The sequence below is a fragment of the Paraburkholderia fungorum genome, assembly GCF_046027605.1.
Classification (GTDB): domain Bacteria; phylum Pseudomonadota; class Gammaproteobacteria; order Burkholderiales; family Burkholderiaceae; genus Paraburkholderia; species Paraburkholderia fungorum_F.
This window is the reverse complement of the sequence record NZ_JAQQEF010000011.1, coordinates 189,704-201,264: the sequence shown is the minus strand read 5'-3', so window position 1 is coordinate 201,264 and position 11,561 is coordinate 189,704. Positions and strand designations below refer to the sequence as shown.

The 11,561-nt window shown below is 63.0% G+C and carries 11 protein-coding genes; 10 read left to right on the top strand and 1 reads right to left on the bottom strand.

From position 1 onward, the window contains the following. Nucleotides 1-65 precede the first annotated feature (65 nt). Nucleotides 66-761 (bottom strand): GntR family transcriptional regulator, encoded by a 696-nt coding sequence (locus PQR53_RS19995; RefSeq protein ID WP_408457375.1) that lies wholly within the window; start codon nt 759-761, stop codon nt 66-68. 504 nt (nt 762-1,265) lie between these two features. On the opposite strand from PQR53_RS19995, the gene PQR53_RS19990 reads away from it, so the two are divergent. The 10 genes from PQR53_RS19990 (at nt 1,266) to PQR53_RS19945 (ending at nt 11,374) form a co-directional block, all read left to right on the top strand. After that, complete coding sequence (locus tag PQR53_RS19990) at nt 1,266-1,994, top strand: maleate cis-trans isomerase family protein (RefSeq protein ID WP_408457373.1); 729 nt, start codon at nt 1,266-1,268, stop codon at nt 1,992-1,994. A 64-nt stretch (nt 1,995-2,058) separates the two neighbouring features. Continuing rightward, nucleotides 2,059-2,916 carry a transporter substrate-binding domain-containing protein gene (locus PQR53_RS19985; protein WP_408457371.1) on the top strand — a complete coding sequence of 286 codons (858 nt, stop codon included), beginning with the start codon at nt 2,059-2,061 and terminating at the stop codon, nt 2,914-2,916. 13 nt (nt 2,917-2,929) lie between these two features. Continuing rightward, on the top strand, nt 2,930-3,577 hold the full coding sequence (locus tag PQR53_RS19980) for an amino acid ABC transporter permease (protein WP_408428810.1): 648 nt from the start codon (nt 2,930-2,932) through the stop codon (nt 3,575-3,577). 22 nt (nt 3,578-3,599) lie between these two features. Beyond that, nucleotides 3,600-4,433 carry an amino acid ABC transporter ATP-binding protein gene (locus PQR53_RS19975; protein WP_408457368.1) on the top strand — a complete coding sequence of 278 codons (834 nt, stop codon included), beginning with the start codon at nt 3,600-3,602 and terminating at the stop codon, nt 4,431-4,433. A 22-nt stretch (nt 4,434-4,455) separates the two neighbouring features. Next, nucleotides 4,456-5,814 (top strand): amidohydrolase family protein, encoded by a 1,359-nt coding sequence (locus PQR53_RS19970; protein WP_408457366.1) that lies wholly within the window; start codon nt 4,456-4,458, stop codon nt 5,812-5,814. Then, a complete protein-coding gene (locus tag PQR53_RS19965) occupies nt 5,811-6,998 on the top strand; it encodes an ABC transporter ATP-binding protein (RefSeq protein WP_408457364.1) in 1,188 nt (395 codons plus the stop codon). The genes PQR53_RS19970 and PQR53_RS19965 overlap by 4 nt, the downstream gene beginning before the upstream one ends. An 86-nt stretch (nt 6,999-7,084) precedes the next feature. Continuing rightward, nucleotides 7,085-8,143: an ABC transporter substrate-binding protein gene (locus PQR53_RS19960; protein WP_408457361.1), complete on the top strand. Its 1,059-nt coding sequence runs from the start codon at nt 7,085-7,087 to the stop codon at nt 8,141-8,143. 6 nt (nt 8,144-8,149) lie between these two features. Then, entirely contained in the window at nt 8,150-9,001 is an 852-nt protein-coding gene (locus PQR53_RS19955) for an ABC transporter permease (protein WP_408457359.1), read from the top strand. Then, the gene (locus PQR53_RS19950; protein WP_408457356.1) at nt 8,994-9,842 is read left to right on the top strand and encodes an ABC transporter permease; all 849 of its coding nucleotides are present in this window, start codon (nt 8,994-8,996) and stop codon (nt 9,840-9,842) included. Before PQR53_RS19955 ends, PQR53_RS19950 begins: the two co-directional genes overlap by 8 nt. A 38-nt stretch (nt 9,843-9,880) precedes the next feature. Then, nucleotides 9,881-11,374, top strand: a complete 1,494-nt coding sequence (locus tag PQR53_RS19945; protein ID WP_408457354.1) for an amidohydrolase family protein — start codon at nt 9,881-9,883, stop codon at nt 11,372-11,374. Nucleotides 11,375-11,561: the final 187 nt, after the last annotated feature.

Genomic DNA, 11,561 nt, shown 5'->3' with positions numbered 1-11,561 from the left:
CCACGCCGCAGGCGTGGAGGATGCATTGCGTGAGGCGGATGCAACGCAGTAAAGATGGGCGATGATCAGGAGAAGATCGCTTCGATATCCGACGAGGCGTCCTTCACCTCATCGAAGTTCAACGTCGCCTCGATATGCTCCAGATGTTCCAGCATGCAGGCCGCCGCCTTGGCGCCGTCGTGCGCTTCGATTGCATCGATCAGATCGCTATGCTCGTGATGCGGGCACGCAGGCGCATTCGGTTTGTCGTAAAGCGTGATGACGAGGCACGTCAACGGTGCGAGTTCGCGCATCATCCGTAAGAGAATCTCGTTGCCGATCATCTCCGCGATCAGCACATGGAACTCACCCGACAAGCGGATGATGGTGGGCCGATCATTCTGTTTGCGCGCATCGCTCTCCTGCCGCACGTGCTTGCGTAACGCGCGCACTTGCGCCGATGACGCGGTACGGCTCAGCAGCCTGGCCATTTCCGGCTCGATCATACGCCGCGTAACAAATACGTCTCGCGCCTGCTGGACGCTCGGGCTGGCGATAAAGGCGCCGCGATTCGGCACCAACTCGACCACCCCCTCGTGGGCAAGCTTGTTGAGCACTTCGCGGATTTTCGTCCGGCTCACACCCGAGGCTTCCGCGAGCCGCTCTTCGATCAATTTTGTGCCGGGTGCAAGGCGATGCTCGAGCACCGCCTTCTGAATACGGCCGTAAATTTCCTCGTTCGTATACGGCGTCTTGGGTGCGGCAACTTTACTGGCTGGCATGGAGAAGGCTCGGCTCAAAGTGTTTCTCGCAACTGAGAAGTGAATCGATGATAGAACAATCTGAAGCGTTTTTGCACACAGAAGTTCGCTGGAACCTTCGTATCAACTTCTCGTTCGGGCGAAGGAAATTGTAACTCATTTGTATACAGGACCTCACAGCGTTGCTCCCGATGTGGGGCGACAGGCCCCCCTTTCAAAATACCTCCTTGCCTGCACCATACCCGCGTTTGGTGCCGAAGATTCGTGTTTGGTGCGCCCACGCACCACTTTATGCACTCGCGTCATTCGTCAGTTTATAGCTTGAAATAGAGACGTTCGCTCCAGCGAAGGCGCTTGGAAGCAGGTCCACACGCGATCTAACCCACCCATACGATTGCATACAATAATAATTGTATTGCGTACAAACCATTCAAATTATGTTGGCACAAAGTTTGCGTTAGTAGCGTCGATCAAGCCTCTCTTTCCGGCGCAGCCTGCCGGAAGCTACCCCCTGATATGGAAATCATGACGCAACGCACTTTGATTGGCATGTTGACCCCGTCTTCCAACACCGTTCTCGAACCCGTCACATCGGCCATGCTCGCCGGCCTGCCGGACGTCAGCGCGCATTTCGGCCGCTTCCGGGTGACCGAAATCGCGTTGTCCGAACAGGCGCTGGCCCAGTTCAACGACGAGGAAATTCTCAACGCCGCAGTACTGCTTGCCGACGCGAAGCTCGACGTAATCGGCTGGAACGGCACGTCGTCAGCCTGGCTCGGGTTTGAGGCGGACGAACGCCTGTGCCGCAGCATTACCGAACGCACCGGTATCGCCGCCTGCACCTCGGTGCTCGCGCTCAACGAGATTTTCGCCGCGACGGGCGTGCGTCGTTTCGGCCTTGTGACGCCGTATCGTGACGACGTGCAGGCAAAAGTCGTCTCAACGTATGGCGGCGCGGGCTTTGAGTGTGTCGCCGAACGTCATTTGAACAAGCAGGACAATTTTTCGTTTTCGGAAGTCAGCGCGGACACGCTGCGTGAGATGGCGCGCGAAGTCGCAAAGAGCAAACCCGACGCCATTACGATTTTCTGCACCAACTTGCGCGGCGCGCCGCTCGCTGAAGAACTCGAGGCCGAACTCGGCATCCCCGTGTACGACACCATCTCGACAGTCGTCTGGAAGGCGTTGCGGATGAGCGGCATCGACACCTCGCGCGTCAGCGGCTGGGGCAGCCTGTTCCGGGAAGTCGCATGAGCGACGCGGCGGGCTTCACACGCTGTTTTATCTCGTACGTATTGTGATTTCCATGGAGAGCCTGATGTCCGAACGATTTTCCCGTCGCCAATTCCTTCAACGTGCCGGCGCGGGCGCAGCCCTGGTGTCGATCGGTTTGCCCCGTTTTGCGATGGCCGCCGGGCTCACGCTTGATGGCATCAAGAAGGCGGGCGTGCTGCGCATCGGCTGCGAAGCGACTTATCCGCCGCTGACCTATCGCGACGCGAGCGGCACCATGATCGGCTACGACGTCGACCTGGCCAACGCGTTTTGCCGCAATCTCGGCGTCAAGGCGCAGTTCATCGACACGGTGTGGTCGGGCGTGATTCCGTCTCTCTACACGAAGAAGTTCGATCTGGTGATGAGCAGCCTGAGCTATACGGTCGAGCGCGAAAAGCACGTGGACTTCTCGGTGCCGTACGTGGAAGCTTCGCAGGCGCTGCTGATTCGCGCGGCGGATCAGAAGAGCGTCACCGGCATTGCCGGCATGAACGGCAAGGTGCTGGGGCTCAAGCTCGGTTCACCGGGCCAGATACTGGAGCCCAAACTCGACGCGCAACTGAAAGCAGCGGGCGGAGCGGGCTTCAAGGACGTGAAAACCTTCGACGACCATCCTGCCGCTTACATTGCCCTGGCAGAGGGCAAGGTGGATGGCGTGCTCAACACCTTGCCGACGCTTTCACTCGTCCTCAAGAATGCGCCCGGCAAATACGCCATCGTCAAGGGCATCGGCGCGGACAACTGGGCGGGCATCGCGGCGCGCACCGACGACACCGCGTTGATCGGCTTCATCGATCAGCAGTTGCGTCAGTTCAGAAGCGACGGCACGCTGCATACGCTGCAGCAGAAGTGGTTTGGCTTCGACATGAACTTGCCGGACGCGATTCCGGCGCTTTCCTGAGAGCGCGGCGTCCATGGACTGGAGCATTATCGTCATGGCGTTGCCGATCCTCGCGGTCGGCCTGCTCGCTACGCTCAAGGTCTGCCTCGCGGCGATCGCGATTGGCATCGTGCTCGGCTTCGTATTGGGCTTTGGCGCACTCAGCCGCTTCAGGGCGGTCCGCATCGCCGTGCTGGCCTATGTCGATTTCGTGCGCGGCACACCGCTGCTGGTGCAGATCTTTCTCGTCTACTTTGCGCTGCCGGTCATCGGCATCAATTTCGACGAGTACTGGGCCGGCGTCATCGCGCTGAGCCTGAATGCGGGCGGCTTCATCTGCGAGATCGTGCGTGCCAGCATGCAGTCCGTCGATCGCGGCCAGACTGAGGCCGCGCAATCCATCGGCATGCGGCACGCTCAGATCGTTCTGCACGTGCTCTTTCCGCAAGCCTGGCGGCGCATCTTGCCGCCGCTCACGAACGAACTGATCTCGCTGATCAAGGGCTCGGCGCTGCTGTCCGCCATCTCCGTGTATGAACTCACGCACGCCGGGCAGGAAATCATTGCGACGTATTTCTCGCCGTTCGAGATTTTCCTGCTGATCGCCCTCTACTACTACGCGTTGATCTCGGCGCTGGCGTGGCTGTCGCGCTACCTCGAGCGACGACTGCCGCAATATTGATTTCATGAGCCCGGGTTCCAGCATGTCTTCCACCGTTACCGTCCCTGACGTGCCCGCAGCCCCCGCGATGGACGCCGCCGCGCGCGTGCATGCAGGCGCAGCTGCATCGCTGTTGTCCATAGAAGGCCTGCACAAGCGCTTCGGCGACAAGGTCATTCTGCCCTCCGTCTCGCTGCAGGTCGAACACGGCGAGACCGTCGTGCTGATCGGGCCGTCGGGTTCGGGTAAGACGACCCTTCTGCGCTGCCTGAACTTCCTGGAGCGACCGGACGGCGGCACGATCCGCCTTGGCGGCGAGCGTATCGGGCTATCGGAGCAAGGCCGCACGCTGCCCGAAGCCGACCTGGCGCGACAGCGCAGCCGCATAGGCTTCGTGTTTCAGCGCTTCAACCTGTTCGCGCATCTGAGTGCCCTGGATAACGTCGCCGCCGGCCCTCAGCGCGTATTGGGGCTTTCGCGCGACGCGGCTCGCGCTCGGGCCCAGTTGGCATTGGAAAAAGTCCATCTCGCGCAACACCTCGGCAAACGGCCGGCGCAACTCTCCGGCGGCCAGCAGCAACGCGTCGCGATCGCCCGCGCGCTCGCGATGGAACCGGAGATGATCCTGTTCGACGAACCGACCTCGGCGCTCGACCCGGAACTTGTCAACGAAGTACTCGACGTGATGCGCGATCTCGCCACGGCGCGGATGACGATGATGGTCGTGACCCACGAAATGAGCTTCGCGCGGAACGTCGCGCATCGGGTGGTCTTCATGGACGCCGGCGCCATCGTCGAACAAGGCACCCCCGGCGATGTTTTCGGCCGTCCGCGCGAAGAGCGCACGCGGCGTTTCCTGCAACACCTGCATACCTGACCTGAAGCGGACCACCTGGCTGATGACTGCCTTACCTATCGAGTTTGACCTTGACCTGTTGCTGCTGGGCGCCACCGTCGTGACGATGGACCCGGCTCAACCGCTGTTGCACGACGCGGCGATCGGCATTCGCGGCAACCGGCTCGCCTTTGTCGGGCGGGCGCAGGATCTGCCGGTACAGACACGCGCGCGGACCACGCGCCGGCTTGCCGGACGCGTCATCGTACCCGGCTACGTGAACGTCCATACCCACGCCATTCTGACCATGGTGCGCGGCGTCGCCGAAGACCTGGGCTTCGCGCCCGCCTACACGCCGGGGATTCCCCACGGCCATGACGTGCGTCCGGACGAAGCGATCGCGCTGGCGCGTCTCGGCGCGCTCGAAGCCATGCTGTTCGGCTCGACGCTGATCAACGACAGCTACGTCCACGCCGATCTGACCATGGAGGCCATGGCCGAGCTCGGCCTGCGAGTGTATTCATGCGGCCGCCTGCACGACGTCGACTTCTCCGGCGTCGCGGACGGACGCTGGGAATACCATACCGCGACCGGCGAGCGCACGCTCAACGACGCACTGACGCTGGCCGGCCGCTGGAATCGCAAGCACAACGGACGCACGGGCGTCCAACTAGCGGTTCATGCGCCTGATACCTGCTCCGACGACTTTCTGCGTCTGATCGCCGAGGCGGCACGCACGCATGACCTCGGCGTGACGACGCACCTCGCGCAAAGCCGCACCGAGGTCAGCGTCGTAAAGAAACGTTCAGGCAAGAGTCCCGCGCAGTTGCTGGACGACGTCGGGCTGCTCACCGAACGGCTTGTGGCGGCGCACTGCCTGTATCTGGACGACGACGACATCGCACGCGTCGGCCGGGCCGGCATCACGGTGGCGCACATCCCCAAGGGCAACGCGACCGGCGGCACGATGGCGCCTACGCCACGTCTGCGCGCCGCCGGCGCGCGCATTGCATTGGGCACCGACAACATGCACGCCGATATGACCGAGGTCATGCGCTGGGCGCTGGCCATCGCGCGCATCCAGTTGGGCGAAGTCGCCGCGGACTGGCAACCCGCCGATGCGCTCACCATGGCGACGCACAACGGCGCGCACGCCATGGGCCTCGGCGACGAACTCGGCTGCCTCAAGACAGGCTGGCTCGCCGACCTCGCCATCTTCGATTTCCAGCGCGCGCATCTGACTCCGCACCCCAATCCGTTGGGCACGCTGGTGCACACGGGACTTGGGCGTGATGTCGAGATGGTCATCGTGGACGGGGAGATCGTAGTGGACGGCGGCATCCCCACCCGTTGCGACGCCGATGCCGTCATTGCGGCTGGAAAGCACGCTGCCACGCAACTATGGAAGAGGGCTAGCGCATGAGCACCGCGCACAGGATCGATTCGCAGTCGAAGCACGGCGCCGCGAGCGCCGGCCTTGCGGCCTCGCAAGCACGCGCCTCGCAAACTGGTGCCGCCGTGCAGATGCGCGGCATCCGGCATCGTTTCGGCGCCGTGCCGGTGATCGAAGACGTCACGCTTGAAATTGCCCCAGGCGAGCTGGTTGCATTGCTCGGCCCATCGGGCTGTGGCAAGAGCACCCTGTTGCGCATCCTCGCCGGTCTGCAGGTGCAGTCCGAGGGCGAAGTAAGTGTCGGCGGCCAATGCGTGGACGGCCTCGCGCCGCGCCAACGCGGCGTGGGCATCGTCTTCCAGAACTATGCGCTGTTTCCGCACATGACGGTCGCCGCCAACGTCGCCTACGGCCTGGAAGCCAACGGCGCCGCGCGTCGTGATGCTGCTCACAAGGCCATGCAGATGCTTGAAATGGTACGCATGCAAGCATTTGCGAAGCGCTATCCGCGCGAGTTGTCGGGCGGTCAGCAACAACGCGTGGCACTGGCCCGCACGCTTGCCGTCGAGCCGCGCATCCTGCTGCTGGACGAGCCTTTCGCGGCACTCGACAAAAACCTGCGGCTCGATATGCAAATCGAAATCCGCCGTCTCCAGCGCGAACTGAATATCACGACCGTGATGGTGACGCACGATCAGGAAGAGGCCATGAGCATGGCCGACCGGGTCGCCGTGCTCAATCGCGGGCGGCTCGAACAATACGACTCGGCGGTCGCGATCTACGATCAGCCGGCCACTCCCTTCGTCGCCACCTTCGTCGGCACGGCGAATCTGCTGCCGGTCACCTTGCGCGTGCACGGCAGCGAGTGCCTCGCCAACTTCGCCGATGGCGCCGTGCTGGCCGTGGCTCACCCCGGCCCGTGCCGCGATGCCGGTGCGGCGCTGCTGGCGGTTCGCCCCGAGCAATGGGCATGGCAGTTGCCGCAGCCCGGTGCCAGCGCGCCTCAGTTGCTGGCTACCGTGCAACTGGCGATGCCGATCGGTCCCACGCTAATGGTCGATCTGCAGACCGATGCCGGACCCGCCGTGAAGATTTCCGTGCCGCGCGCCGAGGGTGCCAGTTTGCGCCCCGGCTTGCGCGTCGCGCTCGATTTCAAGCCGGGTGCACGGGTACGGACATTCAAGGCGCCCCAACCCGGTACCGCAGGTGTTTAGCGCATGGTCACGATCGTCCTGATTCAACGCGCCACCCGCTTCGGCATCGCCGGTTCATCCTCTTCAACTATCCATCCTGAGGTTTTATGTCGCTGATCGATCACCAACGCCGCAAGCTCCTGCAACTGATGGGCGCAGCGGGGGCTGTCGGCCTGTCGCTTGGCAGCCCGCTTGCCATGGCCGCGTCCGACTCCCTCGCCGCCACCACGTTTCCCGGTGCGTGGGAAGAGTCGCAACGCAAGCTCCTGTTGCCCGCGTTTCGCAAGGCCGCGGGCGTGAGCGCCGTGCTCACCGCCTCGCAAGCGGTCGACACGCTGACCAAGCTGGTGGCCGCGCGCAATAACCCGCCGTTCGACGTGGTCATGATGGACGAGGGTCCCTACCTGCAGGGCATCGCGCAAGGCGTGTTCGAACCCATTCCGGCAGCCCGGGTGCCGAATCTGGCGAATCTGCCCGCGCACTTCATCGACCCGAAAGGTCTGGGCGCCTATGTGTCCGCGCAGGTCTACGGCATTGCGTACAACACGGAGCGTGTGAAGACCACGCCGAAATCCTGGAACGATCTGCTCAAGCCGGAATTCAAGGGCCGCGTCGGCCTCGTGAGTCTGGATTCCACGCTAGGCACCGTATGGATGGTGGCGCTTGCCAAGATGCTGGGCGGCGACGAAGATCACATGGACCCGGCGTTCGATTACATCAGGCGTCTGATGCCGAACGTCGGTGCGGTGGCCGCCAATCCTGGCGCGCTCGGCACGCTGTTCCAGCAAGGTCAGGTGGATATTGCGTGCCACTACATCAATAACGTGGAGTCGCTCAAGGCCAAGGGCGTGCCGGTTGCGCTCACGCGCCCCGACAGCAACTGGGGTATCGTGCGCAGCACGATGAACATCGTGAAGAACACCCGGGTGGCGGATCTCGCCGCGTCGTATATCAACACCGCGTTGAGTGTCGAAGTGCAGCAACAGATGACGAGCGCGCCCTACTACGTCGCGCCGACCAACACAAAAGTGCCGTTCGGTGCAGCGCTCGCCGCGATTGCTCACAACGCCAATGACATGACGTCGTTCGTGCAGGTTGATTGGGCACGGATCAATCCGCGCCGCGCGGAATATATCGACCGCTTCAACCGTCTGGTCAAGGTCTGACGCATCATGAACGCGAATCACCGGATGCCGCGCGACTGGCTGCTCGTGTTGCCACTGGGCCTGTTCTTCATCGCGTTTGTGGGCGTGCCGCTCCTGCTTGTCGCGCTGATCAGCCTGCACAACGACACAGCCATGACGCATGTCGGCATTCACCAATACATGGTGTTCTTTGGCGACAGTTACAACCGCGGCATCCTCTGGCAAACACTCTGGCTTGGCGTGGCGACCACGCTGGTGACGATCGTGCTCGGTTATCCGGTCGCGCATCTGTACGTGGTGAGCCCGCCGCGCTGGCGGCGCGTGCTGATCGTGCTGATCCTGCTGCCGCTTCTGACCAGTTCGGTGGTGCGCACGTTTGCGTGGGTCGTGATTCTCGGCAATGAAGGGCTGGTCAACGCGCTGCTGATGGCGCTCGGACACGCGGGGCCGCCGGTCAAGCTCCTGTACACGCCGCTGGCGGTGATCCTCTCGCTTGCGCAGATCGAGCTGCCGTTGATGGTGTTGCCGCTCGTCACCACCCTCACCTCGCTCGACACGCGCTTGCCCGAGGCGTCGTACGCGCTGGGGGCAAGCAGCTGGCGCACCTGGTGGAAGATCACCGTACCGCTTGCGATGCCGGGTTTGCTCAGCGGCACCTTGCTGGTGTTTACCGGCGCGGTCAGCGCGTTCGTGGTTCAAACCCTGGTGGGCGGCGGCCAGCTGATGTACATGCCGTTCTACATCTACGAACAGGCCATCCAGACGCAGAACTATCCGTTTGCGGCGACGCTTGCCGTGATTCTGCTGGTGAGCGTGCTGCTCGTCGTGACCTTGCTCAACTATTTCGGCCGCAAGACCAGAGGGTTCGTCCATGGCTAAATCCACGCTTGCCGCGCTGGGGGTCATGCCCGCGCGCCGCTCTCAACCGGGCCGCCTGCCGTTCAATGCGGTGCTGGGATTACTGGGAGGCATCGGTCTGTTGATGCTGATCGGGCCCACGTTGATCGTCCTGGTGACATCGCTCACGTCGGGCTACTCGCTGAAGTTTCCGCCGCCGGGGCTGTCATTGCGCTGGTATGAAGCGCTGATCTTCGATTCGCCGGAGATTATCGACGACCTGCTGTTGAGCCTGAAGCTGGCCGCCGCGGCGACTGTCTGCGCGACCGTGCTGGCGGTCGCCGCGGCGGTGACGCTCGCGCGCCGCCGCACGTTCGCCGCGCGACTGCTCGATTCGTTTTTCATGGCGCCGCTGACCATTCCGTCGCTCGCGCTGGGGCTCGGTATCCTGATCCTGTTCAATCTCGAAAGCGCCGGCCTTTCGTTCTACAGTCTGCTCGCCGGACATATCGCGCTGTGCGCACCGTATGTGCTGTACACGACCTCGGCCAGTTATGCGCAGCTCGATCCGGCGCTGCTCGACAGCTCGAGATGCCTCGGCGCGGGCGGCTGGTTCACGTTCCGCCGCGTCGTACTGCCGGCGCTGGTACCGGGCATTGCGTCGGGGGCGTTCATTGCGTTCATGAATTCGTTCGATAACGTCGCGCTGTCGCTGTTCCTGTCGGACGCGCGATCCGAAGTGCTGCCCATCCACCTGTGGCATATCATCGAAGACAGCCTCGACGTGCGGGCGGCCGCGGCCTCGGGCGTGCTGATCGTCGCCACCTTGATTTCCATGTTGCTGATGGAGCGACTCGCCGGCTTGTCGCGGCAGTTTCGCTAGCCGCCGCAGTCCACCCTTCCTTCGATTCTTCAGAAACCGTGCGCAAGATACTTTCCAACGTCAGGGCATTACACGGCACCGAACAGCATTACGAGCCGCGGCGCGTCGACGTCGTGATTGAAGGCGAACGCATTGCCGCCATCGTGCCGGGCGGCAGCGCGACCGACGGCGAACGCATGCCGCTCGACGACTGCCTGCTGGTGCCGGGGCTCATCAATGGTCATCAACATTCGCATGAGCATTTTCACAAGGGACGGCTCGAAAATCTGCCACTCGAATTGTGGATGCACTACGTGCGCGCGCCGCGCCCGGTCAAGCTGACGCCGCGCCAGATCTATCTGCGAACGCTGATCGGCGCGCTCGAATCGCTGCGCAGCGGCACCACCACACTCGTCGACGACGTGAGCCTCGGTCAGATCATCGACCCCGCCGCGGTCGAAGCCATCTTCCAGGCCTACGAGGACGCGGGAATTCGCGCGCTGGTCGGATTCTCGATGATGGATCGCGCGATTGTCGATAACTTCCCGGAAGTCGACAGCATTTTCCCGCCCGCCCTGCTCGCGCAGCTGCGTGCGCAGCCGCGACCTTCGCCCGATGCGTTCTTCGCACTGCTGGAAAGCGAGTTGGCGCATCACCATCCCCAGCATGACCGGGTGGGCATGTTGATTGCGCCTTCGGCGCCGCAGCGCTGCACGCCGGAATTTCTCGCTCGTTGCCGTGAATTCGCCGACACGCATGATCTGCCGGTCATCATCCATGTTCAGGAAACACGCTTGCAGGTGGTGACGGCGCAAGCCTTCTATGGCAAGCCCATGGTGATGCGCCTCGCCGAACTGGGATTTCTGCGTCCAGGAACATCGCTCATCCACGCGGTCTGGTTGTCGGACGCGGAGATCGCGTGCCTTGCTCAATCCGGCGCGAGCGCGCAACACAATCCGTGGAGCAATCTGATGCTCGGCTCCGGTGTGCAACCGGTGCGTGCGCTGCTCGACGCAGGGGTCAACGTGAGTCTCGGCTCGGACGGCTGTGCGTCGACGGTCACCGTCAACATGCTCAACGTAATGGGCAGCGCCGCGGCCGTGTCGAAAATACGCGGCGACGACTATTCGCGATGGCTGTCCGCGGCCGAGGCGCTGCATGCGGGGACGATTGGCGGCGCGACGGCGCTCGGACTAGGCGGCCAGCTCGGCGCGATCGAGCCGGGTTATCGCGCCGACCTGGTCGCCTACCGGACCGATGCGATCAGCTTCACGCCGTTAGCCGATCCAGTGCGGCAACTGGTGTACGCCGAGCGCGGCGCCGCGATCGACAGCGTGTTTGTGGCGGGCGAGGCAGTCATGCGGAACGGACGGCTTACGCGCGTCGATGAAGGTGCGCTGCTGCGCGAGATCAATAGCGCTTACGAGGCACTTGGCGCGGAGTTTGACCTCGCGGACGAATCGGTCGCGCCGCTGCGTGCAGAGATGGAGAAGGTCTACGCGCGCGCCCAGGCGCTGCAGGCCAACTGGCAACCTCACACGGCGAAGCTATAGCCGCTAACGCATTTGGATGTCGTTGATCGTGAGTCCTGCTTTTCTCATCTCGGCAAGCAGCAGGAAGTTGCAGCCCGATCGCTTCGATAAGGTAACGCGCTTCTCTCAAGTCCGATACGGCATCGGTCGGACTTGAGGACGGCGCGATTATTGTTTCTCCCGGCGCAGCCACCAGAGCTGACCTGCG

What these genes read in the sequence shown, in the direction of transcription:
- PQR53_RS19995 (WP_408457375.1), bottom strand. Translation starts at nt 761, where the DNA reads ATGCCAGCCAGTAAAGTTGCCGCACCCAAGACGCCGTATACGAACGAG.
- PQR53_RS19990 (WP_408457373.1), top strand. Translation starts at nt 1,266, where the DNA reads ATGACGCAACGCACTTTGATTGGCATGTTGACCCCGTCTTCCAACACC.
- PQR53_RS19985 (WP_408457371.1), top strand. Translation starts at nt 2,059, where the DNA reads ATGTCCGAACGATTTTCCCGTCGCCAATTCCTTCAACGTGCCGGCGCG.
- PQR53_RS19980 (WP_408428810.1), top strand. Translation starts at nt 2,930, where the DNA reads ATGGACTGGAGCATTATCGTCATGGCGTTGCCGATCCTCGCGGTCGGC.
- PQR53_RS19975 (WP_408457368.1), top strand. Translation starts at nt 3,600, where the DNA reads ATGTCTTCCACCGTTACCGTCCCTGACGTGCCCGCAGCCCCCGCGATG.
- PQR53_RS19970 (WP_408457366.1), top strand. Translation starts at nt 4,456, where the DNA reads ATGACTGCCTTACCTATCGAGTTTGACCTTGACCTGTTGCTGCTGGGC.
- PQR53_RS19965 (WP_408457364.1), top strand. Translation starts at nt 5,811, where the DNA reads ATGAGCACCGCGCACAGGATCGATTCGCAGTCGAAGCACGGCGCCGCG.
- PQR53_RS19960 (WP_408457361.1), top strand. Translation starts at nt 7,085, where the DNA reads ATGTCGCTGATCGATCACCAACGCCGCAAGCTCCTGCAACTGATGGGC.
- PQR53_RS19955 (WP_408457359.1), top strand. Translation starts at nt 8,150, where the DNA reads ATGAACGCGAATCACCGGATGCCGCGCGACTGGCTGCTCGTGTTGCCA.
- PQR53_RS19950 (WP_408457356.1), top strand. Translation starts at nt 8,994, where the DNA reads ATGGCTAAATCCACGCTTGCCGCGCTGGGGGTCATGCCCGCGCGCCGC.